Here is a 26,227-nt window from a genome sequence, read left to right as displayed (position 1 = left end):
ACGGCCACCAGCTTCTTGGGAATGGTGCATTTCGTCTCAGCCCTGTTATGGCTTCGTTAATTGTCCGTACAACCTAGAAAAACAGCAGGACGTGCTGTTTATTTTCTAATTGTTTTCCGGATAGGCTCGACTCTAAGTCGGTGCCCCTTTGATTGTGGTACGTCAGCACCTTACCGCCTCCGTTAATCTATTACGTTAAACCAGTACCCATCTTCTCTGCGGGCTTACTTTTGTGATTATGTCAGGTATTAACGATGCGCTGCGCGCCGCGGCCGACCAGTTCGGCACCCCTCTTTACGTGTACGACGCGGCGACCATCAGCGGTCAGTACGCGAAGCTTAAGCAGGCTTTTTCGGGGCACCCAACGCGTTTTTTCTACGCCTGCAAAGCCCTGAGCAACGTGGCCATTCTGCGCCACATTCAGGCCCTGGGCTCGGGGCTCGACTGCGTGAGCATTAACGAGGTGCGGCTGGGCCTGCACGCGGGGTTTGAGCCGCAAAACATCCTCTTCACGCCCAATAGCGTGACGTTCGAAGAGCTGGTAGCCGCCAAAGAGCTGGGCGTCAACCTCAACATCGACAACATTTCGCTGCTGGAACGATTCGGCGCCCGGTTTGGCGCTTCCTACCCGGTGTGCGTGCGCCTGAACCCGCACATCGAAGCAGGCGGCAACTACAAGATTCAAACCGGCCACATCGACAGCAAGTTTGGCATCAGCATCCACCAGCTACGGCACCTGGAGCGCGTGGTGAAGGGGACAGGCCTGCACGTGCGCGGCCTGCACATGCACACCGGCTCCGAAATCAAGGATGTGGGCGTATTCATGCGGGCCCTGGAAATCCTGTTCGACGCCGCGGGCCGTTTCCCCGATTTGGATTTTCTGGACCTGGGCTCGGGCTTCAAGGTGCCCTACAAGCCCGGTGATGCCGAAACCGACCTGACCACGCTCGGCCAGCAGGTGGCCGCGGCGTTCCAGGGGTTCGAGCGGGAGTACGGCCGGCCGCTGGAGTGCTGGTTCGAGCCGGGCAAGTACCTCGTGAGCGAAAGCGGCTACCTGCTGGTGCACGTGGCGGTGGTGAAGCAAACCACCGCCACGGTTTTTGCCGGCGTGAACTCCGGCTTCAACCATCTCATCCGGCCCATGTTCTACGACAGCTACCACCACATCAGCAACCTGACCAACCCCCAGGGCGCGGAGCGGCTGTACACGGTGGTGGGCAACATCTGCGAAACCGACACCTTTGCCTGGGACCGGCTGCTGCCCGAAATCCGCGAAAACGACCTGTTGGCCTTCCACAACGCCGGGGCCTATGGCTTTGAGATGAGCAGCAGCTTCAACTCGCGCCCCCGCCCGGCCGAGGTACTGCTGGAAGCTGGGCAACTGCGCCTCATTCGCCGCCGCCAGACGTTTGAAGACCTGCTCGCCGGGCAGATTGACGCAGTCGAGGTTCTTTCTTAGGCTTTGCAATGAATTAAGCCTGCAAAGGCTACCCGGGTGTTACCGGGCAGTCTTCGCAGGCTTGGGTAATGGCTTCGGCGCAAGGCAGCGGGCGTAAACAGGCGCGTCATACCACCTGAATGCCACCCTAGGCCTACGTCCTATTTAATGTAGGAAGCTCCGCTCAGGCTACCGGCTAATGGCTTTGACGGCGAATTTGCCGATGGCCGTAAAGAAGGTCCCGTTTTCGAATAGTATAGCATAATAGCCATTATTTCGCCGGTCCAGAGCGCCGCCGGTGAAAAGGGGTCGGCCGTTGGCGGCGTACACGACAAAGTTGCCGTCGCTCTGCATGGTGCAGAAGGCTCCGGGGTTGCCGGCGGTGCGCGAACTCCACCGCGCCGAGAAGTCGGCGAGGCGATAAATTACCAGATTACCGTCGCCTTGCATGATGAGCCGGTACTGTCCGTTGGCCGATTGCAAGAACTGGTTGGCGGTCAGTCGTTCGCCAGCTCGCAGCACGGGCTCACCGTTGGCATCGGCCGTGGTAGCCGCCGCCGAAGGCACCGTGGGGGTAGGAGCTTCTTGCTTAGAGCAGCCGGCCAGGCCCAGGCTCAGCAAAGCTGTAAAGAGCGAAAACTTCAAAGTAGACTTCATAGAAGGGGAGAAGGGTAGAAAATAGAGTGGTAGGAAAAAGAATCAACGCCTTACTAGCTAAGGGAAGCGCTGGATGCTACTAAGCCGCGACCTACAGTCTCTAAAGGGTGCCGGAGTAGGGCAGTCTTTGTAGGCTATAGGTCGCGGCTTAGTACGCTTCGGGTATCGTGCCCAGTGGCTTTGGAGGGGAGGGAAGGTGCTTAAATACGGGCGTCATACCGTCACCTAAAATGCCACCCTATGCTTAGGCCTTGTCGGTGTAGGCTAACGGCTAATGGCTTTAATAGCGGCTCCGTTAACGGCGGTGTATAAGATTCCGTTATCGACGAGGTAGGCGAAATAGCGAACGTTGGGTCTATCCTGGGCCCCGCCGGTGAAAAGGGGTCGGCCATTGGCGGCGTACACGACAAAGTTGCCGTCGCTCTGCATGGTGCAGAAGGCTCCGGGGTTGCCGGCGGTGCGCGAGCTCCACCGCGCCGAGAAGTCGGCGAGGCGATAAATTACCAGATTGCCGTCGCCTTGCATGACGAGCCGGTATTGACCACCGTACGACTGTAAGAACTGGCCGGCCGTCAGCCGTTCGCCAGCTCGCAGGATGCTTTCACCGTTGGCATTAGCCGTGGTAGCTGCCGCCGAAGGCACCGTGGGGGTAGGAGCTTCTTGCTTAGAGCAGCCAGCCAGGCCCAGGCTCAGCAAAGCCGTAAAGAGCGAAAACTTCAAAGTAGACTTCATAGAAGGGGAAAAGAGGTAGAAAATGGAATGGTAGAAGAAAGGAGAAAAGAACCAATGCGTTGCCAGCGAACGAAAAGCGCTGGATGCTACGATGCTACTAAGCCGCGACCTATTAGTCCTTAAAGGGTGCCGTAGTAGGGCAGTCTTTGCAGGCTTTGGATCGCGGCTTAGTGCGCTTCGTGTATCGTGCGCGGTGGCTATTGGAGCGAAGCTTACGTGCTTAAATAGGGGCGTCATACCACCAAAAATGCCGCCCTATGCCGATGCCTTGCCCAAACGCCAGGGAATATCTGCTCGCGCTAACGGTTAACGGCTACAACGCCATAGCCGGCGATTGCTAAAAATAGCGTTCCGTTGTCGGCGAGGAAGGCGTAATGATCGTTTCTAAAACCGGTTCGGGCACCAGTGCTGGCGCGGGGGCGGCCGTTAGGGGCGTACACGACAAAGTTGCCGTCGCCCTGCATGGTGCAGAAGGCCCCGGGGGTGCCGGCGGTGCGCGAGCTCCAACGGGCTGATAAGTCGGCGAGGCGATAGATTACCAGATTACCGTCGCTTTGCATGACGAGCCGGTACTGGCCGTTGGGTGATTGCAGGAATTGGTTGGTGGTCAGCCGTTCGCCAACTCTCAGGCGATTCTCGCCGTTGGTATCGGCCGTGGTAGTCGCCGCCGAGGGCGCCTTGGGGGTAGGAGCTTCTTCCTTAGAGCAGCCGGCCAGGCCTAGGCTCAGCAAAGCCGTAAAGAGCGAAAACTTCAAAGTAGATTTCATAGAAGGGGAAAAAAGGTAGAAAATGAAACGGTGGTAAATTAAAAGAGAATGGCAGCGAGCTTGAAAAAATCTTATAAGCTGAAAAAATGCTGCTGCTATTGATTTGGTGGCCTGATGGTGATTTTTAGGCAATATATTAACCTCAACGGTAAGGCTGGCGGCAGGGTTGCTTATCGTGGCGCTTCGTTGGCTGGCCCCAGGAAGAGCAAGGAATAAAAGCCTGGGGGTCTATGCTATTATTCATAACGCTATTTATAAAAAATAAGATAAAGTAATGCATTAGCATTCTGATGCTTTTACATCAACGGGAGCGCTGGGAAGCGCTTGTTTGGTTGAGCCGACAGGTGGTAAGAGCAGCGCCGCATCAGGATCTTTCTTGAGCGTGTGATTTCTGCGCTCAACCCAGTCATTAGATGAATATTCCCCAAAATCATCAGCGCATTTTTCGGATGGCAACTTATTGCCGTATTATGGTAAAAGTCTTATTTGCCCATGCCTGAAGGTGAGCGCGCCTCCCTAACCTAATGCTGAGGCCCTATATACGGTGAGATTAACGGCCTACCTTCAATACTGTGCCAGAACAGAACCGGCCTTCCTTGTCCCAAGGGTGTGGTGGGAACGTGGCGCGCGTCGGCGACACGCCGTCCCTTCGCTTAGCGTCTGTGCCCTCGGGCTCGCGCTGCGTGGCCACGGGCAAGGCCGGCCCGGTGTTACCAACGCGATATCAGCCGGCAACACGTCGTCGACGCGCCACCGTACCGCCCTCACCCCCACCGAACGATCTTTCCCGACCCACGCTAGCACCTAAAAAATCCTTCAAGTCTGCTTCAGAAAACAAGCGTCTCAAGCGGTCTTTTTAGGTACTCTAAGGTGAGGGGTAGTTGGCGCGAGCTCTGCCCGGCTAAATCCGGCCAGGCTAGAAGGCAAATCCTGCTCGCACGGCGATGCGCTCAAAAACGACGCGCTCCGGGGCCACGTTCTCGCGAGTGAGGGTAGTGCGCTGGGTCCGATAGGCCAAGCTCACCAGGAAGCCGGTGTTGTTGTTGAATAGCACCTTCAGGCCCGCGCCCGCGGCCCAAAGCGAACCACCCTCGTAGGTGACCGGTTGGCTGAGGTTATTGTCCTTGCCCGTGATATTGAAGCCGTAACCAGCGTCGAGGAAGTAGAAGGGGAGTAGGGTGCCGCGGCGGGTAAAGTCACCGCGTATGCTGGCAAACAGCGGCACCAGGCTCTGGGTGGCGTAGAGGTCGGCGCCCACGCCCAACCCGGCGAAAACCCACTGATTGAACTTGTAGCCGTTCACAGTTTGGAAGGAGAACGCCGAGGTGTTAACGGAGCTGCTGGTGTTGCGGCCGGCCAGCGCGCCGAGCTCGGTGAAATGCCCGAAGCCCCGGGCCTTGTAGGCCACGGCCAGGGTGCGGGCCGGGGGCAGCGGCCGTTGCCGGATAGAGTCGACTTCGGCTTGGCGGAACACAAACTCGTTGCGGTCGGCCGTTTGCAGGCGGATGGGGTCGGCGGTGGGCGCGCTGAGCAGCTGGCCCCGCAGCACCCAGCCATTCTTGAGGTAGAGCACTTGTTCAGTGGGGCGCTGAGCGCTGGCTGGTTCGAGGCCTAGCAGCAACAGCAGCACCCCCGGAAAGAGAAGTCGAATCATAGAGCAGCAAAGGTCGGGCGCAGGAAGAACGCGGTCGGCTGGCCCGGAGCGAGTCGCGCTAAATATTCAGCAAAAGAACGCCCCGCAAAATTCCTGACCAAAGAACCTGCTGTTTCAACCGCCTGGGCGGGATGCTTTACTCTGCGAATTTATTAGCCATTTAATTTACCGCTAACAACCCGCGGCGCTGGCTCAATTCGGGGTGCTAGTGGTCGAGCCAGGCCTTGAACTCGGCCACCCGCTCGCGGCTGATGATAACCTCGGTGTAGGGCACGGGTAGCAGCAGCACCCGCAGGCGGCTGCCCGTGTAAGTACGAATATCCTTGACGGCGGCCAGGCTCACCAGGTATTTGCGGTTGAGCCGGAAAAACTGGCGGGGGTCGAGCAGGGTTTCCAGCTGTTCGAGGGTATAGTCGACGAGGAAGCGGCGCTGGTCGAGGCCCACCAGGTGCACAAACTTGCCGTCGGCGCAGAAGTAGGCAATTTCTTCCGCCAGCTTAAACTGAAGCCGGTCGTTGTTGCGAGCCAGGAAACGGGTTTTGTAGGGCTTTTGCAGCTGCTGAAACACCTCCGTGAGTTGACGCAGGTTCACCTCGGGCGGGGGGGCGGGCTCGGGCGCGTAAGCCGTGGTTAACAGGCGCAGCTTTTCCAGGGCCCGGTGCAGGTCGGCGTAGGCAATGGGCTTGAGCAGGTAGTCGATGCTGCTGACCTGGAATGCCTGGATGGCGTATTGGTCGTACGCCGTAGTGAAAATGATTGGGCAGCGGATGCTAACCTGCGGGAAAATGTCGAAGCACAAGCCATCGGCCAGCTGCACATCGAGCAGCACCAGGCGGGGTGGCGGATGGTGGGTAAACCAGTGCACGGCTTCTTCCACCGAATCGAGGCGCTCGACCACCCGAATGGCGGGGTCGTAGCGCTGCAGCAGGGCCACCAGGCCGTCGGCGGCCGTGGGTTCGTCTTCGATGAGCACAACGTCCATACCGGCATTCATCAGGTCATCAGGGAGTGAGGTGAAGCAAAGGTAGCCGCACGGTAAAGCTGGTCGCGTCGCACTCCACTTCAACCAGCGCGGCACTGACAAACCCGTAGCGCCGCCGGATATTTTCCAGGCCCAGGTGGGTCGAAGGCTCCACCGACACTTTAGGCTGCCGGGTGTTGCGCATCACCAGCCACTCGTGGTCGGGCGTGGCAAACACCTCGATCAGCAGGGGCCGGCTGCGCGAGCTCACGTTGTGCTTGAGCGCGTTTTCCAGCAGCATCTGCAGGGCCACGGGCACGGTATAGCGCGAGTGCACCGCCGCCGGCACCGTAATATCGATGCGCAGGCTCTCGCGGAACCGGGCCCGCAGCAAGTAGGCGTACGACTCCATGAACTCGAGCTCGGCGGCCACTTCCACTACCTCTTTCTCCTGGTGCTGAAGCACGTAGCGATACACCTTGGAGAGCTGCTGCAAGAACTCCCCGGCCAGGTGCACGTCCTGGTACAGCAGGGCCGAGAGCACGTTGAGGTTGTTAAACAGAAAGTGGGGATTGACCTGCTCTTTCAGGGATTGAAACTGCGCCTGCAGGCTGATTTTCTTGAACTGCTCGGCCTCGACCTGGCTCAGGCGCAGCTCCCGCAGGAAGAACATGCCCGCGTTTATGGTATTTAGGAAGAGGTTGATGCGGAAGCCGACGGCCAGCATGAGCTTCAGGCCCAGCCGCAGCTTGCCGGGGGGCAGAGCTTGCCCGTAGTGGCCCAGCAGCAGCGCCGGCCCTCCCACGACCACCAGCGTGAGCGGCAGGCTGAGCAAAAAAGCCAGCAGCAGCGGGTGCAGGGACCAGCTCAGCGCCCGCTGGATAGTCGGCAAGTAAAGCTCAATCAGCCGGTTGCCTTCCCAAATCAGGGCTACGCTCACCACGAACAGCAACAGCACGTGGGTCTGCGCCACGGGGAGCCCGTAAAACGGCAGCGCCTCCATGAGCAGTACGTTGCTGAACGTGTAAACGGCCAGCGCCAGCATGTACACATAGCGCAGCCGAAGGGAGAAGAGCATGGTAAAAAGATGGCAATCGGAGGGCTAAGAAAGAGTAAGTCAAAAGTAATCAGCAACCATACGACCGGGATTTTACTCAGTATCGATCCTTTATCATCTGGCGCCGCCGGCCGGTTGCTACCGGCTTAATTAACCAAAAGCCCACCCCTGGCTACTGCCGGGGGTGGGCTCGGTTCAGGCCGGGACTAAGGTAGCAGCACGCGGTCAATTACGTGCACCACACCGTTGGTAGCCAGTTGGTTGGCTATTGTCACGTTGGCATTGTTGCTGCCGTTGCCGCCGCCGCGCACCGTTACGCCGCTGCTGCTCACGCCGACGGTTACGGAGCCGCCAAGCGTGGTCAACGAGCCGTTGCTCAGGTCCGACGAGAAGGCGCGGCTACCTACTATGTGCAGCCGAAGAACGGCCAACAGCGTAGCATCGGTCACCTCGCTCAGGCTAGTAATGCCGAGCTGGGTGAACAAGGCCCGAAACGCAGCGTCGGTCGGGGCAAATACCGTCACGTTAGAGGCCGGGTTGGCCGCCGCGGCGAGCAGATCGGCGGCGGCGGGGCGCTGCAGGGCGGCTAGCAAGAGGGTGAATTCGGCCGGTGAGCCACTGGTGGCCGCTACTACGAGCTCGGAGATCTTACGGGTGGGCGGCATCAGTACCTTGTCGATGGCGTGGATAATCCCGTTGCTGGCCGCTACGTCGGCCGTCACTACGCGGGAGGTACCGTTGAGGGTGATGGTGCTACCGGCCTTCGAGGCGTACACCGTATTGTCGTTGACGCCAGCAGCCGACGCGGGCTTGGCCGTGGCTTGGGCGCTGGCACCATTCGGGAAGTCGGCTGCGGCTTTGCGGCCGGGCAACACGTGGTACAGCAGAATGCTGCGCAGGGTAGCAATCTGAGCCGGGTCGGTGATGCCCGCGATGCCAGCCGCCGTATTGAAAGGGGCGGGCATCATCGCAAACGCGGCGTTAGTTGGCGCCAGCACGGTGAAGGGGCCCGTACCACTGAGCGTGCCGGCCAAGTCGGCTTTCGTAACGGCCGCCACCAGAACCGAGAAGTTGGTGTTGTCTTGTGCCACTTGCACGATGTTGCCGGGCCCGGTGTTGGCTGGAACCAGCACGTTGTCGATGGCATGGATAGTACCGTTACTAGCCGCTACATCGGCCGTTACTACAGTAGTGCTGCCGTTAATGGTGATGGTATTACCTGTTTTGGTAAGATTGATAATATTGGTGGTAGCCCCCGCAGTTTTCAAGGTGGTCTGCGGGCCCGTGCTCAGGTCGGCCGCTTTCTTGTTGCCAGCCAGCACGTGGTACAGCAGATAATCACGCAGGGTGGCAATCTGGGCCGGGTCGGTGATGGCGTTGATATTAGCTGCCGAATTGAACGGCGCGCTGAACCTGGTAAACGCAGCGTTGGTCGGCGCAAACACGGTGAACGGCCCGGTCCCGCTGAGTGTACTGGCCAAGTTGGCTTTCGTAACAGCGGCCACCAGAATCGAGAAATCAGGGTTGGCCTGGGCTACCTGTACGATGTTTTGTGGGGCCGCTGGCTGGGGGTCGTCTTTGTCATCTTTGCAACTAGTCGCCGCAAAGCCGAATAGGGCAACCAGCACCAGAGACAGGCGTCGGAAGGAGAGGAGGGAGGAATGAGAAAATACCATGGGAAACAGCGGTGAGGGGGTGGAAGAATAAATTTCTTTGCCCTCTAACCACGGCCCAGTGGCTCCGGATGCGCACCCTGGCGCCAACCGACAAATTTTCGGAGTGTACCGCTTAAAAACCGGAGTGAGCCGGTCCTGATCCGGGGACTTTGCAGCCCGGCAGCAGCCCGGCCAGGGGCCGTCCCCAGCTTCAACTATCAGAGTTGAGCGATGCTTGCTCAGTAATCAGCCGAAATGACTGTCAGAATTTTCGCTCAAAATGCTCTTTCACCTCCCGGGAAATAAAAGTATTCAGCCCCTTCCCTGCCTGGGCCAGCTCTTTCATGGTTTCTACCTGTTGTCGGCCGGCAGACCGGTAAGTATATAGGTAGGTATCTCCCCCGCTGAAAGTAACCGTGATTGACTGTTCTCCCAGCTCGTAATACTGGACCCCCGACTCTCCATTCCGGTTTCCGTAAGGCTGCATATGCGGTAGTATTGTGGTGCCCCGCAAGGTAAGCCAACGGTTGGAAAAGCAGGGGCGCTTATACAGGGTAATTCGCCCAACGAAAAACCGCTTCCCCGGCTAAGCCGGAGAAGCGGTTAGTTAAAAGATCAGAACAATTTACTGTTTGATTACGCTGACCTTTCGTCTGACGGTAGCTCCTCGGGCAGTAATTTCCACAAACATCATGGCTTCTGCTATGGATGAAGGTATGTTGAGCTTGAAACGTTGAGCTCCAGCTTCTGCCCTTCTGTTCTCCCGAGTGACCACCTTGCCGTCCATCGTTTTGAGCACAATGGAGACTTCGGTAGCGGCGTCCAGATCGAAGGCAACATTGATCTCGGTATTGGCCGGATTCGGAAACAGCTGTACCTCCTTGTTCCGGAACCCTGTGCCTACGGGCAGCGGGTCAGAGACTGGGAAGGGGAAAGGGTTTCCCGGGGTCAGTCCACAATCGCCAAGGAGGACATCCCGACAAATTCGTTTCTCGCAGGTAGTTCCATTGGGCATGACGGCGGATACTTGCAGGCAAATAGCGTAAGTTCCGCCAACACTGTAGGTGTAGGTATAACTCTGTCCTGAACTTACCAGGCTGCCATTCACATACCAGTTGTAGGTCGGATTCGGGAAGCATCTAGGGTCTTGTTCCGGGCCGTACAGGAAAAGGTCACAACGACGGCCAGAGGAGTAATCGAAGTTGGCATTCAGCGCATCGCAGTTACAGCCCCCCTGCCCCTCACATTCTCTAACGACCACCTCCCGGCAGATCTGTTTCCGGCAGCTCTGTCCGTTGGCCGTAAACGATACTACCAGGCAAACAGTATACGTTCCGTTGGCGCCGAAGGTGTGAACGTAGTTCTGGCCGGAGCCGACCAGGCTCCCGTTCACATACCAATCGTAGGTCAGGTTCTGGTTAGGGCATGCACGGGTTTCTTCGAACCCGTACAGGGAAAGTCGGCACCGCTCCAGGGATTGTTCGAAGTTAATTTGGAGGGCGTCGCAGTTACAACCTCCCTGACACTCCCGAACGACCACCTCCCGGCAGATATCTTTCTGGCAGACCCTTCCGTTGGGCATGACCGCGGATATTTTCAGGCAAACGGTATACGTCCCGTTAGAGCTGAAGGTATACACGTAATTCAGGCCCGTGCCGACCAGGTTTCCGTTCACATACCACTCGTATCTCGGATCGGGGAAGCAGTTAGGGTTTTGCTCCGGGGCAGCCAGTGTAAGGGTACAACGGTTGAGCGAGTAATCGAAGCTGACTTTGAGGTCGTCGCAGTTGCAACCATCACATTCTCTTACGACTACCTCCCGGCAAATCTCTTTCCGGCAGACCGTCCCATCGGTCGCGACAGCCGACACTCGCAGGCAAACGGTATACGTCCCGTTAGCGCCGAAGGAATGCACGTAGTTCGCGCCCGAGCCTACCAGGGTTCCATTCACGTACCACTCGTAAGTCAGGTTCTGGAAGCAGGCCGGGCCTTGCGCGAAACCGGCCAGGGTAAGCCGGCACCGGTCAAGAGATTGCTCGAAGTTGATGTTCAGGGCCTCGCAGTTACAGCCCTGGCAATTTGTAACGGCAACCTCCTTACAAACCTCCTTCTGGCAGACTGTTCCGTCGGGCATGATTGAGACAACTTTCAGGCAGACAGTATATGTCCCGTTAGCGCTGAAGGTGTGGACGTAATTCTGGCCCGATCCTACCGGAACGCCGTTCACATACCAGTTGTAGGTCAGATTCCCGAGACAACCCGGGCCCTGTGCCGAGCCAGCCAGGGTAAGCCGGCACCGGTCAAGGGAGTATTCGAAGTTGGTTCTAAGGGCGTCGCAATTACAGCCCTCACAGTCGGTAATGGTGACTTCCCGACAGATTTCTTTCCGACAGATTGTGCCGTCGGCCATGACCGCGGATACTCGCAGGCAGACAGTATACGTTCCGTTAGCGCTGAAAGTGTAGTTGTAGTTTTGGCCCGAGCCTACCAGGGTTCCATTCACGTACCAGTCGTAGGTCAGGTTCTGGAAGCAGGCAGCGCCTTGTACCGATCCAAACAGGGCTACTTTACATTTTTTTACGCAGTAATCGAAGTTAGCGGTCAGATCGCGGCAGGATGCTCCGTTGTGGTTGATGTATCCGGAAAGGATAAAGGCCCCAAGCTCGTCAGCAAGGAGGTTGACGGCCCTTATTTTCCACACGCCCGGGGTGGGCGAGGGGACGGTCACGACCACGGGGGCGCTGAGCTGGTAGTTCGGCGCCGGCGGGATACCAAGCGAAATAGGGCTTCCCACCGGCGGAACGAGCTCGAGTGAGGTCAGCGCATCGTCATAAGCAACCGAAAAGTTGGTTACAAAGCTGCAGGTCCCGGGGGCAACCACGAAGGAACGTTCCAGGGTGTACAGGCCGGGTGGGGTGAAAAATTGCCCGTTGCGGTTAATCCAGCCGGCATTAGTACCCGGAACCGGCGTTGGGTTCCAGGAAGCACCAGAAATACTATAAGATCCGACGCGGGAACTAGTCCCCGTACTGGGGCCGGCAGTAATTACCCAGTTAGGATCGACGTTCCCGATGCCGACGGAGTTGCCCGAATTGTCGATTCCGGTACTCACATTCTGCGCGAGCAGCCTATTTCCGGAAAGTAAAGCAACCAGCAAGAAAAGAATTTTGAATAAGTGTTTCATAGACTGATTTTTAGGAAAAGTGTGGTGGTTTGCTAAGGGGGCGACATCCTTTAAGATGTATCGCAGACAGGTGCTGGCATGGCAATCATTTTTAATTAACCCAAGCTGTAGAGCACGGGGGCCTAAAAAGTCTGCTCGGCAGCGCCGCCGCGGGGGTAAAGCCACTAACCTTCTCAAGCCTGCTGCGCTGCTAAAGCTATGGCAATATAATACTTTTTGAATTATTATGTATACTACTTATGGATTATTTACTACTGCCCGCTGCAGAATGGCCGGCTGACCCGCGATCATGCTTATCGCGTGCTGAAGTATTGACGACAGGCCTGGGTGACGGCCCGCTAGTTGGGCAGCCGGGTCCTGGGCTACCATTACCATTAGTATGGAGCGGTATTGGGGCACCAAACGACGGGAAAAGAGCGGATTGACGCGCTACCAGTACCGCTGGTCTGGTCCCCGGCCGGGCCGGTTTGCTCCCTTCAGCCAGGCCCTCAACGCCCGGCACACCGAGGCCCGGGATGTCATCGTTTCCTTCCCGTGGCCGTTTACCGCAACCTCCGTTGCCGCTTCCGCTGGCTGGGTCCCAGCACCCACCCCGGCCCGGGCGTCAGCAAGCCCACCTGGTTTCACGGCGGCCGGGGGCTAGTCGTGGCGGGGCCTGATCCTCAGTCGGTAATTGAAATCAACTTTCCCAAACGAGTGATGCCACCCTCCGTGAGCCCGGCTTCGATCTTATTGATGGCCGTTGTTACTTGCCAACATGAAGCCACGCCGTAAGCCCCTCGCCCCCCGCCAGCCTACCCGATTTCCGGCCGCCAACGTGGTCGAACACTGGGATGCCCGGCACCTGGCGGGCCACACTGAGTTCGATGAGTACCATTTCATCAACTGCGATTTTAGTGAGGCCCACTTGAGCGGCCTGCGCTTCGCCGACTGCCGGTTTGAGCGCTGCAATTTGTCGTCGGCCCGCTTGGTGGGCACGGCCCTGCAGAACGTGGCTTTTGCCGAGTGTAAGCTGCTGGGCCTGCAATTCACCGCCTGCCGCGACATGCTGTTCGGCGTGCACTTCGACCAGTGCCAGTTGCGTTACGCCTCCTTCGCGGCTCGCAAGATGCCGGGAACTCACTTCCTGCGCTGCGCGCTCGACGAAGCCGACTTTGCCGATGCCGACCTGTCCGACGCCGTCTTTCAGGAGTGCTCGCTGGCCGGGGCGGTATTTCAGCACACCAAGCTTATCCGAGCCGATTTCACCACGGCGACCGGCTTTGCCATCGACCCCGAAACCAACCCGCTGCTTGGCGCCCGCTTCACGCTGCCCGGCTTGCTGGGGGTAGTAGCCAAGTACGGGCTGGTAGTGGAAGACTAGCCTGCGGGAAGTCTGAGCAGCCAGCCCGTAGGCGCAGCCACCAAGCAGTGGGTGCGCCAACTCAGAGCGGAACCACCCTCCCAGCCCAACCAGCAGGCGCGGGCCCGTATCGCTACCGCAGCCGCTAAATAGGGTTCCAATGGTGGCTCAATCGAACGGGGACGGGCGGCAAGCGCAAGAATCAACCAACTGATGCATTCGCAGGGAGCGGGCGTTTGGGTAGCGCTGGCCCACCCTGAGCAGCGTGGGCCACTACTGGGCCACTACTACGCGTGAATCCAGAAGCCAAAACGACGGAACTGAGCCCCCGTCCACCACCCGCGCCCACCGTAGCGGAAGTTGATTGCCCCGGCCTGGCTTTGCAGCGGCACGGACACCTGCCCGCCTTGGCGGCTGGCTTTATGCGATTCCGTTTCCGGCACCACCGCCACAATATGACCGGGCGCATTCAGATTGGTGCGCTGCGCACAAATAATGCCCACCTGGCCCAGGTTAGCCGCTTGCTGTAGCTCGGTGAGGCTGGTGGTACGCCGCCACCCAAAATCGGTACCGAACTCTTCCAGCCAGTTATAGAGGGAGTTGACGTTATATTCCTCGACGGTTGTACCATAGCTGGCCGGGAGCCGCTGCCCCTGCACCAATTGCGTCAGGGCTTTGGCCCGCCACCACACGCGGGGCAGATACACGTCCGCCAGATGACAGTAGTCATGGGCGTAGATATTACAGAATGTTGCGGATGCGGTTCGCTGATAGCGGGCGGCGGCCTCGACCCGCAGGTAGGCGATAATGGCGGCCAGCTCCCGCACGCGTGCCTCTACGCTGGTACCCACCCGACGGGGCTGCGCGGGGTCGTTAAGCGAAAAGGCCCGCAAATCCGGGTTGGTGATGCGCACGGCGGCCTTGGTACTCAGGTGAGCTTCCGGCAAGGAGGGCAGCGCCACCGGCGGGTCTGGTACGGGCGGGGCCGCGGATTTGGCCAGCAGAAAGGCTTTCAGGTAGCCCTCCACGGCTGCTCCCTGCACGCTGGCCCGTACCCGCCGCCAGCCGGCTGGCTGGTTGGGCAGCGCTGGCAATTCCTCTACCAGCTGCCCCTGCTTGAGCTGGGCAATAATGTTGCGGGGGGCTAGCTTCGGCTGGGCCCGTACGTTGGCTTCCAGCGGCAGAACCTGGTACAAGGTTGGCATAAGAGAGCAGGGAGAAAAGAGTGATATAAAGCTGCCTCTAAGCCTAGCTGATACTGGTGCTAGGCTTGATAGCATTCGTTACCTGGTAGGCCTTAAGCAGCTGCCGGCGTACCTGCTTGTAACCTTCCCAGTCGAACTGAGCCACGAAGTTGGCCGCCGCCCTGGCTCCTTCGGCAAAGAGCTCAACCTTGGTTTGCTCGCTAAGCGAAAAGTCCAGCCAGTTGAATCGGCTGGTTTCGACGTAGCTAACCAGCAGCCGGTAGTCGGGATGGTGGGTGATGAAATCGTAATCGTGCACGTGCCGGGCCGAATTGAACACCGCCCCCAGTAAGCTGGTTAGCTTGCCCACCGAATTGGGCCGATTGCGGCTCTGCCCCAGCTTCACTCCGAAGGTGGGGCACTTTGGAACCGCATAGTGGCAATGGAACACATCAATCGGAAAGTTGGACATGATGCCGCCATCAACGAAAAATACGGTTTCGGGAATGAGCCCCTGGTAGCCGGTGGCCTGCTCCCAGGCCACCCCGCCCGGCTGTCCGGAGCGCGGCAGGGAAGACACCTGGTAAGGATGAAAAAACAGCGGCACCGACATCGAGGCCCGCACGAAATCGGCTGGGTTGACCTCATTGGGCTCCTGGTAGTACAGAGGGGCCATTTCCGGAAAAATGACTTTTGACTCGGTTGTCACATCGGCCGTTACCAGGGCCACCCGAATGGGCGCCGCCGGGGCGTAGACTTCTCCCGTGCGCAGGTGCAGGCCATCCGCTGCCGTCAGGGTGCGGAGGGTGGTCAGGTCCCGTACCGACGCGATGCCCCGCTCGGCCAAGAGGCGTCGTAGCCAGGCGTGGAAGGCATGGCCTGGGTTAAGCCCAAAGTCCTGGGTGAGGTTGTCAATAATCTGGCTGCCCTTCCACAGGTACTTCAGCAGTCGTCCATTCTCCAGTAAAACCTTCACGAAATCCCGGGCATCATCGTCGCCATCCACGAACTCATATAGGTTCTGGGTGGTGAGCTGGGTGAGCAGCCACTCGGTTTTCTTTTCCTGAACCGGACCCGCCGCGGCCATGAGCAGGGCGTTAATGGAGCCGGCCGAGGTGCCCCCTACTTGCAGAAACCGCACGCCCAGCTCTTCCAGCACGTACACGTAGCCGATCAGGGCAATGCCTAATACCCCACCGCCCTCCATCACTAAGTCTACGTATTGATGGTCAGCATCAATGACGTCGCTGATCTGCCAGCTCCCGGTGCGGGCCCCGCGAGCGGCCACGGAGGTACGGGCCGCTTGTAAAGAAGCTTCGGCAGCATCGTAATAAGCATGAATGGCCATACAGCGTGAGTACCGGATGTGATAGCGGAGAGCGCGTGAATGCCGAAGCGCTGGCGCTAGCGGTCCATGAGCAACATTCCTAATCTGGTAATAGGTATAAAGTATCGCAAGATATAAAAATAATTAATTTAACCAAGCGGTAGCCTTCCTTCTCACCACTAGCCGTAATTCACGCCTACGGCACCGGCAGCGCCACTGAGGTGGCCTTGGGGTTAGCTAAGTCAGAGGGCGGGCCAAAGCTCTAACTGCTCGACGTGCGGATCTGCTACGGACCCGGGTTAAACCACTGCGGTTAGCTGAGGCCGTTCCAGCATCACGATAGGGTCGCCATTATAGGTGGTGCGGGCGTATTCGCGGTAACCAAATTTGGTGGCTACCCGCAGGGAAGGCTCATTGTCGGGATGAATGATGCACACCGTACGGACGGGACCAAAATGCTCCATGCCCCAGGCAATGGCGGCGTGCACGGCCTCGGAGGCGTAGCCCCGGCCGTGCACGTTGGGGGCCAGCACCCAGCCTATTTCCGGTGCGTCGCCAATGGGCGGCTCAATGTTTCGCTTCAGGTCGGCAAACCCCACGGTGCCGATGAACTGGCCAGTGGCTTTTTCTTCGACAGCCCAGAAGCCGTAGCCCATCAAGGCCCAGTGCCCTGCCGAGCGCAACAGCATTTTCCACACCTCTTCGGCGGGCAGCGGCTTGGGGCTGAGGTAGCGGTAGTAATCCGGGTGCTGCCACATGGCTAAGTAGGCGGCGTAGTCGTCGGGCCGGTACCCACGCATAAGCAAGCGGCGGGTTTCAATGATGGGGACCGATTGTGAAGGAAGGGTGCTCGAAGACATAACGGTGAAAAATAGCCCGGCGGTTTCAAGAAAGCCCGTGGTTCATCCGTAGCTCAGATGGGCTATGGGCTGAGCCGGTAGTGAGAATGGTGAATATTAAACGACACTTAGCAAGTTACTTCTTTGCCCTAACCACACCGACGTAGGCGTATTATTATAGTAAGCCGCACCTTTTCTATTGGTATCTTTTGAGGTCAATAGTAATTTTATCCTGCAGCCATTTATTCTTGTTAGCCGGATAGGTGTAGTGCAATATGAGAACACCATGTTTGAGTATGGGCTCATCAAAACGAAGCTCGGGAGAGTGGAGAGTAGATTTCCTGAAATTCCTGAATCGCTTACCCGGAAACAAGATGGAATGTTTCTTGTTTGTTTCGATATTCAATAATGAAATTTTACTGTATGTTTCATCTTCAAATCTTATTACGTATGGATAACGAGCCTGACTACTATAATAAATGATAGGCCCCAAGTTCTTTAGCTCCTTTCCGGTCTGCTTATCGAATACAACAATCTCCAGCGGCTCACAGCAGCCTGATATTACTCTATTGGTTAGAAGAAAATGTCTTCCATATTCAACTGCAAAGTCGAGGCCTATCCTACCTGGAAGAAAATATTCCATGTCGAAGATGCGCTTTTTTTTATGTGCGCTATTCTCGAAGACTAGCCAGGCGGTTGTACAATCAAATTGCCAATACAGCTTGGCTCGGTTCTTAAAAACAATCTTATCGCAGGATATGGATTCATTTCTTTTGGGGTCGGCTGCACAATTGCATTGTTGTGCACTACAGAGATACGGTACAAGCAGTAGCGGTGCCAGGTGCAGTTTCTTCATAAACAAGCTACGCAACATGCAAATTGAGGGCAGTGCAGTGGGTTGAAAACACGATACTTCTAAAGTAAATTCTAATCTTAAATCCGACTCACATAATAATAGTGAATAGGGGAAATATGACTACTACTGAACGCTGTAAGGGTGATTTCTTTTTTAAAAGGAAAACTAACCTTCGTTTGTAATGGGTGCGCAATAGTCTTCCATGAGCTAAGTGCAAAATGCCTTGTTTGGTCTAATTATGCGCGCTAAAAAACACGAATCTACCTTGTAAGTATAGACTGGCTACCAGTCGCAAAATAAAGCCCGTTTCCCGGATGAGCTGCTCAGCCTAATGCCTACCTATCTCCTCTGTGATTGCCGACGGTAAATATAAGATGTAGCACGATGTACTGAAGCGATATAGTATCGGCTTGATATACTACATGTTTTTCCAGCTAAAAAGGTTAGAGTCAAGCTGTATTTCTTGCCCCTTTTTACACAGCTTTGCCGTACTGCGGCTCGCTGGTAAATTACTAAAAAGCTAAGCGCAACCAAAAATTACGGGCCCCGGCGCGATGCGCACCGAGGCCCGTAAATACATCCCCCTGGTTTGATCTACCAGGAGCCGCTGTTGTCGTCGCCACTATCGAAGCCGCCCCCGCCGGTGTCGTCGCCCGACAGGTCGTCGTAGGAAGAATTGTCGTCCGAGGAGAAATAATCGGTTGAGGAGTTATCGGCCGAGTCATCGTTTGAGAAATAGTCCGGGGCGGTATTGTCGGCGTCGCTGCGGGAAGCGAAGTAGTCCTCAGCGGCGCCGGTGCCCATGGCGTCAGCACCGGCCGCTCCAGCGGTGGTAGCGGGGTCAAAGTGCGACGAGCCGGTGCCGTCCCCGGCAAAACTATTGCCCGAAGTTTCGTGGCCCGAGGCCAGGCGGTTGCCCAGGTAAGCCCCGGCTGCGGCGGCCGCTCCGGTAGCCAGTATGCTACCCATGCCCATGCCGCCCGAGTTGTTGGTGCCACCGTAGTTATCCGGCCCTTGGCTGGAGCCGTAGCCCCCACCGGAGCTGTAGCCGCCCGGACCAGTACGGTTCGGCAGGAAGTTGGGCGGGCCGGCGGAGCTGGGTGCTCCCGCGTAGGGGGCGCTGCTTGGGGGGCTACGGCGCCGAAACATTCGCACCAGCAGCCACAGCAGGCCGCCCACTAGCAAAGCGCCCACGAGCACGGTGCCCATGCCCGGGCCCGACGATACGGGCTCAGTGGGCGGCGAGGCCAGGAGCGGATCGGTGCTGGGTACCTGGGCCGGCTCGTTTTGCGGCCGGCTGGTTTCGGCAGCTCCGCTAGCCGCTAGCCCGTTGGCTGCTCCCACGGAGGCGGGGGTGGGGCTGGTAGCCTCTGCGGACGGGTTGTTCTTGGGCGCTGAGCCGGGGTTGGCCGTGGCCATCAGCGTGTTCAGGCCCGTGCGCAGCCCGGCAAAGTAGTTGCCCTGCTTGAACTTAGCAGTCATCTCCCCGATCACGCGGCTGGTTACGGCCGGCGTGATCGTGCTGGCCAGCCCGCTGCCAGGTTGAATGGTAACCTTGCGCTCCTGAGCGCTGAGCAGCACCACGAGGCCGTTGTTTTTGTTGCGCTGGCCCACGCCCCAGGCCGTGCCCAGGGCTCGGCCGTAGTTGGCTACTTCGCGGCCGCCCAAGTTGGGTACTGTCACTACCACCACTTGGGTGCCGGTGTTGTCGGCGTAGCGGCGCAGGCCGTTTTCGAGCTTTTTAGCATCGGCTGGCGCGAGCAACTGAGCTTGGTCGTTCACGAACCGGAAGGGGGTGGGCCGGGGCGGCAGCTCGTCGGCGGCGCCGGCTTGCGCGGCCACGGATGCGGGCAACCCTATCGCAAACATCAGCAGAAAGAGCAGGAATAAGCGATGCATAAGGCAGGAGGGTAAAATGGAAGAAGAAACTTGTTTCGCTAGCCTTCTACGGTTTCCCAATGTGGGAGGCTGTTGTTTGAGAGGGAAGTGAGCACTGATGCCCGAAGCAACCCCATAGCTGACCAGAAAGATTGTCTGCCACATAGCGCGAAGCTGCGTGTCCGGCTCTCGGTGCTCTCTCGAAAGCTGGTATAGCAGTAGTTGTACTGAGTTAGTACGGACCTGCGCATCCTGCTAATTGACGTGAATAACGAGTGTTTCTAGCGCGGAATAAGAGCTTCGGTACTCCTCTTGAGGCTGGCGTATGCGCTACGCGGCCGGAGTGGGCTCCACGGGTCGCTCGAAGCGCAGGCGGCCGTCGGAGACTGGCACGCCCCGCGCGAAGCCATTGCGGAGCAGCACCTGCTGCGAAGCCAGGTTGTCGGCGTCGGTGTGGGCGATGAGGTGCCGCACCATGCCGGTATCGGCCGCCTGCTGCACCAGCCCGGCCACCAGCTCCTGAGCCAGCCCTTGACCCCGCCAGTCGGCCGCAATGGAATACCCGATTTCGACGACGCCTGCCGCATCGGGTGGTCCCATAAAGCCGCCCGCCCCGATGAGCGTGCGGGGGGCCTCCGCGGTGGCTTTGTGGAGGGCATACCAGCCAAACCACCCGGCCGCGGTGCGCCCCCCGTCGGTGAGCTGCTCCAGGAAATAGTGCATTGCCTCGCGGTCGTACTGACCTGGGGGCCAGTCGGCTGGCAGGGCAGCGCCCAACAACACAGGGAAATACTGGGGCTTGTGCAGCTCAGCCGTAAGCAAGGCCCGGCTGGCAGCGAGCAGCATCAGGCGTGGGGTGTGGGTGACTAACGGAATCATAGGGCAAGATATACGGGCATTTGGCCGTGCGGGCGGCTTAACGTAGCTGGTAGAGCTGGCTGGGGGCGACCCAAGCAGGGCCACCGCTAGGATACGAAGCTAGTCTGCAAGGCTATTTGGGCTCGCGAACCGTCTGCCCGCTAACCGTCCCCGATGGCGAGGCCCCTGGCTTCAGTGCTGGCGGCCGGCCGCCACCGCTGGCTCGCTCCCCTCGACCGGGCCTCGCCTCAACACCCTCGGCGTCTCGGAGTGCGCCATACCCCGACTGATCGAGAGCGAACTCGACCGCTACACTACCCGCCTGGCATCGCGTATCTACTTACTGAAATTGAGCGGCAGCGACCTGCCAGGGATTCGGGCAAACCCAGCCCGTAGTGAAGAGATAGCGCCAGCTGGGGTGATAACAGCCTGGGATCAATGCCCGGCCAGGTTGCCGAACCACTTGAGAATCCCATGATTTCCGGCGTTGCGAGTGTGGCATGATTCCATACTTGTGCAGAGGCAAGAATTGCGATTGGCGGAGCCCAGGAGTACAGCTCGGCACGGCTTCCCGTTCACAAACCCGCCCATTTACTCTACCTTAGCCAGAATCGTTCTCTTTCAGAGTTGCATGAGTAATCCCACCTATGATGCCGTCGTTGTCGGTTCGGGGCCGAATGGGCTGGCGGCCGCCATCGTGTTGCAGCAGGCCGGCTTATCGGTCCTGCTGCTCGAAGGCAAGCAGGAGCTCGGTGGCGGGCTGCGCACGGCCGAGTTAACCCTGCCGGGCTTTCGTCACGACATCTGCTCGGCCATTCACCCGCTGGCCGCTGCCTCGCCGTTTTTTCAAACCTTGCCGCTGGCCCAGTACGGGCTGGAGTACATCACGCCATCCGTTGCCGCGGCGCACCCGTTCGACGACGGTACCGCGGCGGCCCTGGTAACTTCCCTGACCGATACGGCCCGCAGTCTTGGTCCCGACGCCGATGCGTACCAGCGCCTGCTCGCGCCCCTCGTGGCGCAGTGGCCCAGTATCGCCCGCGATGTCCTAGCTCCGCTGCACTTCCCCCGGCACCCTTTGAATATGGCCCGGTTTGGCCTGCCCGCCTTGCTGCCGGCTACCCTGCTCGCCCGGCGCTTTGCCGGTGACAAAGCCCAGGGCTTGTTCGCGGGCATGGCCGCCCACGCCATTCAGCCGCTAAGCAATCTGACCACCTCGGCCATTGGTCTGGTGCTGCTGATTGCGGCCCACCGCGGGGGCTGGCCCTTACCCCGGGGGGGCTCGCAGAGTATTGCCGATGCGCTCGCGGCCCACTTCGTGGCCTTGGGTGGCCGGGTCGAAACGGGCACCTACGTGCGTTCGCTGGCGCAGCTGCCGGCGGCGCGGGCCGTGCTCTTCGACGTGACCCCGGCGCAGCTCCTGCAGATTGGCGGCCACGGCCTGTCGAGCATCTACCAATGGCAGCTCCGGCGCTACCGCTACGGCATGGGCGCGTTTAAAGTCGACTGGGCGCTGGCCGCCCCTATTCCCTTCACGGCCCCGGAGTGTACGCAGGCCGGTACCGCGCACCTGGGCGGTACACTGGCCGAGATTGCCGCCAGTGAGGGGGCCTCGGCGCGGGGGCAGCACCCGGCCCGGCCCTTCGTGCTATTGGCGCAGCAAAGCGTCTTCGACCCGACCCGGGCCCCCGCGGGCCGCCATACCGCGTGGGCTTACTGCCACGTACCCAACGGCTCGCGCGTGGACATGACTGAGGCCATCGAGCGCCAAGTCGAGCGCTTCGCACCCGGCTTCCGCGAGCGTATTCTCGCCCGCCACACCTTTGATACGGCCCAGATGGAAAGCTACAACCCCAACTACGTGGGCGGTGATATCAACGGTGGCGCCCTGGATATTGGCCAATTGTTTACGCGGCCGGCCTTGCGCGCTTCGCCCTACCGCACCTCGCGGCGCGGGCTGTACCTGTGCTCCTCGGCAACCCCGCCCGGCGGGGGCGTGCACGGGATGTGCGGCTACTATGCCGCCCGCCGCGCCCTGCGCGATGTATTCCGCCTACCCGTGCCCCCGCTTTATGGAGCGGAAAAATAGACCCCGGGAACGAATGGTGAGGTTTTAGCCCAGGACCAACCGGAGTTAATTTTAAACAACTGTAAGGGAAGTTGTCCCAACCTGGGCCAGGAGTCGTCGATGAGCTGCGACTGGTAGTCAAGCCGCCCGGCTGCCAGGCAGACAACGAGCGGCCGGCGCTGAAAGAGGATGAAGGGTGCAGGGTGAGGTAGGGAGAAAAGGGGGTAACAGTAACTATCCGAGATACCCGCCTTACAAGCGGGTGCCGGCCGCTACGCGCGGCACCCGGGAATCTGTTTCCCAGGCATCGTTCGCGGCGGCCGGTGTCCAGCAGTTGAGACCTGGCCATGCCGGTTCAGCTTGGCCTAGGGCCGGAGCAGCACGACTTTGTGCTTACTCGTTTGCGTGCCCGTGGTCAGGTGCAGGAAGTACAGGCCCGGGGCCTGGCCCCCGAAGTCCAGCGCCTGGGTGTGCGCGCCGGCCGGCTGGTGCCGGTCGGCGCCGGTCTGCACGGCCCGGCCCAGGCCGTCGTACAAGGTCCAGCCGACGGGCTGTGCCTGGGCTAGCGTGTAACGGAGCGTGGCCTGCCCTTGGCTCACCGGGTTGGGAAACACGTCCACCGCCGGGGCCTTTTCCGCGCCCCCCGGGCCGGTGGCCAAGGCGATGGGCTGGCCTTGCGCCCCGAAGCAGACCGAAAATTCGGACAGATCCAATTGGTAACCCTCGCCGTGGGGCGGCGAGAGCAAGCGCACGTAACGGTAAGGCGTAGCGACCGTAAGGGCAAGGTAATTCATGCCGGCCGTGGCCTGATCGATGGTATACAAGTCCACGTAGCCGGAAGTGGCACTCTGGTTAGAGCCTTGGATTTTAGCGCCCAGGATGCCGGAGGCACTGTACCGATCTCGTAGGCGCGGGGCAAAGCCAATGAGGCCTAGTTGCCGAGCGCTACCCAAGTCCAAGCCGACCGCCTCCACGTTGAGTTGCTGAACGTAAGTCGACAGGTCGCCATCGAAGACCGCGGCGGGGCCGAAGGTGGTGCCCGGTAAAGGACACGTCGGCGGCCCCACGTAAAACTGCACGGTTTGCGCTTTACTCGTGCCGCCCGTGTCGCGGGCGCGCACTTCAACCGTGTGGTAGCCGACGGGAATGTTGGTCAACTCCAAGGCATAGTTGACTCCCGTGCCCTGACCGATCTTGCGGTTGTTTTCGTAGTACTCGACCGCGGCGACCGGCTGGGGGAAGTTGGCCGCGAGGGCCATAAACTTCAGGGCTTCGGCGGGGCTGTAGACGGCCCCCTGCCGGGGCGAGAGCACGGTCAGGGCGGGGCCGGTGGCGGGCGGCTCGGTGCAGTTGGGCACGCGCATGGCGTTCCAGTCGTTGTTGGGCCACATTTCCTGGGCCCAATCGGCGAGGCCGTTAATCAGCTGGCATGAGGCCCCGAGCTTGGCGAAATAGGGCAAGCCCTCGGAGAGCTGATCCGGTGCCCGTAGCCGTGCCGATCCGTCCAGCCGGTAGTCGCCCAGGCGGTAGGTCGACGGCGGCCAACTATCCTCTCTGTTTCTAGCGTCGCGCACGTACTCGGCGGGCGTCCACCGGCGGCAGTGCTGCAGGACGGCACCCAAGTAAGCGTCGATAAGCTGTTTACGCAGGGGCGGGGGCGTAGTTTTCCAAAACTCGTTGTAATGGCCATAATTATGAAAGGCCCCAACCCCCCATATCCGGGGCGACCAGGCGAATTCGAAGGGCTCATCGGTGCTGCCCGGGGCGTGTTCGCCTGGTTTTAGCCCGTTATTGGACGCTTGCACGCCGGCAATGATGTGCACCAAGAAGCGCATCATTTCTGATTCGTGGTCTAAGCTAGTGTTGCCTCTAAATTGCCCATAGGCGTACGCCCAGTCATAGGGCTGGATACCTGTCACACCGGGCCGTCGCCCCCCCAGGGTAAGCAGCAGTTGCAGATGATACCATGTCTGCCCGATGCTCTCGCCGTTTTGCTCCGAGCGCCCCACGCGGTCTGGGCCCGGGCCATTATCGATCTTCTGCATAAAGGGCGAGACATTGAAAACGCTGTAATGGGTGCCCGTGAGCCACATGCGGGGCTCGCCGCCCTCCGTGCCGTGCTTGAGTTGGCCCAGGCCTTCCAGGGCAAACTCCTGGTGCAGCTCCCACAGCTTCACGACCTTCCAGAGCTGAGTAGAGTATACATATTCAATCTCTTGCTTGGTGTTCGCACCACGAGGAATCCGATCCGTGAAGATATCCACGGCTCGCTCAAACTGACTTGAATTTGTTTCGAAGCCGTACAGGCCAATTTTGTATTCGAGCCCCCGCGTGGCCAAGTTGTTGCGCAGGGCCTGGTAGATACTGTCCGACTCGGAGAAGTTCCCGCCGGCTTGGTCGAGCGGGTGCACGGTCGGCAGCCAGTGCTTCCAGTCCGGCAGCATCAAGCCCACCGGGATTTCGCGCGGACTGAACTTGCCCGTAAAGTCAAAGCCGGCGGCCGTGATCCCATTCGGAAACAGGTAAGGTAAGCCCGCTTCCTCGGTGTCGAGCACGGCATCAACGCCGGCCCCGGCAGCCCATTCGTCCACGGGCTTCGAATCCAGCCCCGGGCCGGGCTGGTAAGGCGGGTTCCAGGGCCGGCCGGGCTGTTTCAGGTTGAGGGAACGCACGTAGCTGGCAATTTTCTCGCCTTGGTCTTGGCTCAGGCCGTGAAACTTGACCCGCTCAATGATGCTCTTGTTGGAGTAGGCGAAGTACTTCAGGTCGCGCGCGTTCTTGGCGTGGCAGTCCTCGCATTTGGCCCGGAGCACGTGGTTGTTGGCCAGGTAACTGCTGCGTAAGCTGGCCGTTTCCCACAGGGTTTTGCCGGCGGCAATGGCGGCGGCATTGTTTTGCGGGGCCACCCAGGTAGCGGGATTATCCTCTACGAAGGTGGTGGCTGGCACGAGCTTGCCGCCACCCGCATCCACGAAGTTGAGCTTGAGGACGCGGTAGCCGATGGAAACGCCATCGGAGGTATTGAAGCGGAAGGCCACCGTGTTGGGGCCGTTGCGCACGGCGCCCGGGGCCAGGGGCAGGGTGAACTTAACCGTGCCGAAAAAGGCGCGGGCCCCGCCGATACCGCCGAGGTTGCGCTCGCGCTCGGTAAAGCGCACGGTGCTGTTATTCAGGGGGACCCACGGGCCGTCGTTGAGCCGGACGCTGCCCTTATTGGCGTAGGACAAGTTGTTGACTTGCAGCCACAGGCCGCTGGCGGTGCTGCCGTTGGGCACATTGACCGTCACGGTTTCCACGGTGCCTTCCGCGCCGAGCACCTCAATCGGGAGCGTGACGGTTTGCGCCGTTGCCAGGTGGCCCAGCAGCCAGAGCAAGGCGGTGGTGAAGGCCCGCCGCGCCCGGGGCGTGCCAGATGGCCATTTTTCAAGTGGGGGATATTTGCTTCTCATAGATAAGGGGATTGGCTAAGCGTGAATAATGAACGATGCTGATCCGGTGGAGTATAGGCATGATTCTTTGCTGAATACCAGGTAGTTATAAAAATAATAAGCAAAGCTGAGACAGCCCTCTAGTTTTGTCTTATTTCAACATTACCATTTTTTTCTCAATTTTAAAAGTATTTAATTTTTTAAAGGGGCCTAGCTGCTTTAAATTAGCTTATCATCTATCCTTTAGGGTTAATGTTGTGAGCGTCCTATTGGTTATATACCGCCTGATTATACTTATAGTGGATGTATTACATCTGGTTAGTTCTGATAATAACAGATGTT

At 59.1% G+C, this 26,227-nt stretch carries 19 protein-coding genes; 4 read left to right on the top strand and 15 right to left on the bottom strand.

From position 1 onward, the window contains the following. The first annotated feature begins 238 nt into the window (after positions 1–238). Positions 239–1,459 carry a diaminopimelate decarboxylase gene (gene lysA, locus IC235_RS19940; RefSeq protein ID WP_191006971.1) on the top strand — a complete coding sequence of 407 codons (1,221 nt, stop codon included), beginning with the start codon at positions 239–241 and terminating at the stop codon, positions 1,457–1,459. A gap of 168 nt (positions 1,460–1,627) precedes the next feature. Here the strand turns inward: lysA and IC235_RS19935 are convergent, their stop codons facing one another. From IC235_RS19935 to IC235_RS19900, 8 genes are all read right to left on the bottom strand, one after another. Beyond that, a complete protein-coding gene (locus IC235_RS19935) occupies positions 1,628–2,095 on the bottom strand; it encodes a hypothetical protein (RefSeq protein WP_191006970.1) in 468 nt (155 codons plus the stop codon). Positions 2,096–2,359: 264 nt separating this feature from the next. Further along, entirely contained in the window at positions 2,360–2,827 is a 468-nt protein-coding gene (locus IC235_RS19930; protein WP_191006969.1) for a hypothetical protein, read from the bottom strand. 299 nt (positions 2,828–3,126) lie between these two features. Then, positions 3,127–3,594, bottom strand: coding sequence for a hypothetical protein (locus tag IC235_RS19925; protein ID WP_191006968.1), 468 nt, complete (start codon positions 3,592–3,594; stop codon positions 3,127–3,129). 916 nt (positions 3,595–4,510) lie between these two features. Next, positions 4,511–5,248 carry a hypothetical protein gene (locus IC235_RS19920; protein WP_191006967.1) on the bottom strand — a complete coding sequence of 246 codons (738 nt, stop codon included), beginning with the start codon at positions 5,246–5,248 and terminating at the stop codon, positions 4,511–4,513. A gap of 205 nt (positions 5,249–5,453) precedes the next feature. Next, positions 5,454–6,242, bottom strand: a complete 789-nt coding sequence (locus IC235_RS19915; protein WP_223847439.1) for a LytR/AlgR family response regulator transcription factor — start codon at positions 6,240–6,242, stop codon at positions 5,454–5,456. 7 nt (positions 6,243–6,249) lie between these two features. After that, a complete protein-coding gene (locus IC235_RS19910) occupies positions 6,250–7,287 on the bottom strand; it encodes a sensor histidine kinase (protein ID WP_191006965.1) in 1,038 nt (345 codons plus the stop codon). Between the two features lie 185 nt (positions 7,288–7,472). After that, positions 7,473–8,942, bottom strand: coding sequence for a fasciclin domain-containing protein (locus IC235_RS19905; protein WP_191006964.1), 1,470 nt, complete (start codon positions 8,940–8,942; stop codon positions 7,473–7,475). A gap of 604 nt (positions 8,943–9,546) precedes the next feature. Further along, positions 9,547–12,105, bottom strand: coding sequence for a PKD domain-containing protein (locus IC235_RS19900; protein WP_191006963.1), 2,559 nt, complete (start codon positions 12,103–12,105; stop codon positions 9,547–9,549). A 379-nt stretch (positions 12,106–12,484) separates the two neighbouring features. On the opposite strand from IC235_RS19900, the gene IC235_RS19895 reads away from it, so the two are divergent. Next, positions 12,485–12,748 (top strand): hypothetical protein, encoded by a 264-nt coding sequence (locus IC235_RS19895; RefSeq protein WP_191006962.1) that lies wholly within the window; start codon positions 12,485–12,487, stop codon positions 12,746–12,748. Positions 12,749–12,862: 114 nt separating this feature from the next. Beyond that, a complete protein-coding gene (locus tag IC235_RS19890) occupies positions 12,863–13,468 on the top strand; it encodes a pentapeptide repeat-containing protein (RefSeq protein WP_191006961.1) in 606 nt (201 codons plus the stop codon). A 266-nt stretch (positions 13,469–13,734) separates the two neighbouring features. Here the strand turns inward: IC235_RS19890 and IC235_RS19885 are convergent, their stop codons facing one another. The 6 genes from IC235_RS19885 to IC235_RS19860 form a co-directional block, all read right to left on the bottom strand. Beyond that, positions 13,735–14,652: a hypothetical protein gene (locus tag IC235_RS19885; RefSeq protein WP_191006960.1), complete on the bottom strand. Its 918-nt coding sequence runs from the start codon at positions 14,650–14,652 to the stop codon at positions 13,735–13,737. A gap of 43 nt (positions 14,653–14,695) precedes the next feature. Beyond that, positions 14,696–15,979 carry a patatin-like phospholipase family protein gene (locus IC235_RS19880; RefSeq protein WP_191006959.1) on the bottom strand — a complete coding sequence of 428 codons (1,284 nt, stop codon included), beginning with the start codon at positions 15,977–15,979 and terminating at the stop codon, positions 14,696–14,698. Between the two features lie 278 nt (positions 15,980–16,257). Further along, positions 16,258–16,818 (bottom strand): GNAT family N-acetyltransferase, encoded by a 561-nt coding sequence (locus tag IC235_RS19875; protein ID WP_191006958.1) that lies wholly within the window; start codon positions 16,816–16,818, stop codon positions 16,258–16,260. Positions 16,819–16,993: 175 nt separating this feature from the next. Beyond that, a complete protein-coding gene (locus IC235_RS19870; protein ID WP_223847438.1) occupies positions 16,994–17,440 on the bottom strand; it encodes a hypothetical protein in 447 nt (148 codons plus the stop codon). An 807-nt stretch (positions 17,441–18,247) separates the two neighbouring features. Further along, positions 18,248–19,552: a TPM domain-containing protein gene (locus IC235_RS19865; RefSeq protein WP_191006956.1), complete on the bottom strand. Its 1,305-nt coding sequence runs from the start codon at positions 19,550–19,552 to the stop codon at positions 18,248–18,250. Positions 19,553–19,861: 309 nt separating this feature from the next. After that, positions 19,862–20,410 (bottom strand): GNAT family N-acetyltransferase, encoded by a 549-nt coding sequence (locus IC235_RS19860; RefSeq protein WP_191006955.1) that lies wholly within the window; start codon positions 20,408–20,410, stop codon positions 19,862–19,864. 610 nt (positions 20,411–21,020) lie between these two features. On the opposite strand from IC235_RS19860, the gene IC235_RS19855 reads away from it, so the two are divergent. Continuing rightward, positions 21,021–22,478, top strand: coding sequence for a phytoene desaturase family protein (locus tag IC235_RS19855; RefSeq protein ID WP_191006954.1), 1,458 nt, complete (start codon positions 21,021–21,023; stop codon positions 22,476–22,478). A gap of 344 nt (positions 22,479–22,822) precedes the next feature. Here the strand turns inward: IC235_RS19855 and IC235_RS19850 are convergent, their stop codons facing one another. Then, the gene (locus tag IC235_RS19850; RefSeq protein WP_191006953.1) at positions 22,823–25,906 is read right to left on the bottom strand and encodes a T9SS type A sorting domain-containing protein; all 3,084 of its coding nucleotides are present in this window, start codon (positions 25,904–25,906) and stop codon (positions 22,823–22,825) included. Between the last annotated feature and the right edge of the window lie 321 nt (positions 25,907–26,227).

Source organism: Hymenobacter montanus, assembly GCF_014699115.1.
GTDB lineage: Bacteria > Bacteroidota > Bacteroidia > Cytophagales > Hymenobacteraceae > Hymenobacter > Hymenobacter montanus.
The sequence above is the reverse complement of the archived record's forward strand: the minus strand, read 5'-3'. Positions and strand labels throughout refer to the sequence as shown.

What these genes read in the sequence shown, in the direction of transcription:
- IC235_RS19905 (WP_191006964.1), bottom strand. Translation starts at nt 8,942, where the DNA reads ATGGTATTTTCTCATTCCTCCCTCCTCTCCTTCCGACGCCTGTCTCTG.
- IC235_RS19910 (WP_191006965.1), bottom strand. Translation starts at nt 7,287, where the DNA reads ATGCTCTTCTCCCTTCGGCTGCGCTATGTGTACATGCTGGCGCTGGCC.
- IC235_RS19860 (WP_191006955.1), bottom strand. Translation starts at nt 20,410, where the DNA reads ATGATTCCGTTAGTCACCCACACCCCACGCCTGATGCTGCTCGCTGCC.
- IC235_RS19855 (WP_191006954.1), top strand. Translation starts at nt 21,021, where the DNA reads ATGAGTAATCCCACCTATGATGCCGTCGTTGTCGGTTCGGGGCCGAAT.
- IC235_RS19925 (WP_191006968.1), bottom strand. Translation starts at nt 3,594, where the DNA reads ATGAAATCTACTTTGAAGTTTTCGCTCTTTACGGCTTTGCTGAGCCTA.
- IC235_RS19870 (WP_223847438.1), bottom strand. Translation starts at nt 17,440, where the DNA reads ATGGAATATTTTCTTCCAGGTAGGATAGGCCTCGACTTTGCAGTTGAA.
- lysA (WP_191006971.1), top strand. Translation starts at nt 239, where the DNA reads ATGTCAGGTATTAACGATGCGCTGCGCGCCGCGGCCGACCAGTTCGGC.
- IC235_RS19900 (WP_191006963.1), bottom strand. Translation starts at nt 12,105, where the DNA reads ATGAAACACTTATTCAAAATTCTTTTCTTGCTGGTTGCTTTACTTTCC.
- IC235_RS19920 (WP_191006967.1), bottom strand. Translation starts at nt 5,248, where the DNA reads ATGATTCGACTTCTCTTTCCGGGGGTGCTGCTGTTGCTGCTAGGCCTC.
- IC235_RS19850 (WP_191006953.1), bottom strand. Translation starts at nt 25,906, where the DNA reads ATGAGAAGCAAATATCCCCCACTTGAAAAATGGCCATCTGGCACGCCC.
- IC235_RS19890 (WP_191006961.1), top strand. Translation starts at nt 12,863, where the DNA reads ATGAAGCCACGCCGTAAGCCCCTCGCCCCCCGCCAGCCTACCCGATTT.
- IC235_RS19875 (WP_191006958.1), bottom strand. Translation starts at nt 16,818, where the DNA reads ATGTCTTCGAGCACCCTTCCTTCACAATCGGTCCCCATCATTGAAACC.
- IC235_RS19915 (WP_223847439.1), bottom strand. Translation starts at nt 6,242, where the DNA reads ATGAATGCCGGTATGGACGTTGTGCTCATCGAAGACGAACCCACGGCC.
- IC235_RS19865 (WP_191006956.1), bottom strand. Translation starts at nt 19,552, where the DNA reads ATGCATCGCTTATTCCTGCTCTTTCTGCTGATGTTTGCGATAGGGTTG.
- IC235_RS19895 (WP_191006962.1), top strand. Translation starts at nt 12,485, where the DNA reads ATGGAGCGGTATTGGGGCACCAAACGACGGGAAAAGAGCGGATTGACG.
- IC235_RS19885 (WP_191006960.1), bottom strand. Translation starts at nt 14,652, where the DNA reads ATGCCAACCTTGTACCAGGTTCTGCCGCTGGAAGCCAACGTACGGGCC.
- IC235_RS19935 (WP_191006970.1), bottom strand. Translation starts at nt 2,095, where the DNA reads ATGAAGTCTACTTTGAAGTTTTCGCTCTTTACAGCTTTGCTGAGCCTG.
- IC235_RS19880 (WP_191006959.1), bottom strand. Translation starts at nt 15,979, where the DNA reads ATGGCCATTCATGCTTATTACGATGCTGCCGAAGCTTCTTTACAAGCG.
- IC235_RS19930 (WP_191006969.1), bottom strand. Translation starts at nt 2,827, where the DNA reads ATGAAGTCTACTTTGAAGTTTTCGCTCTTTACGGCTTTGCTGAGCCTG.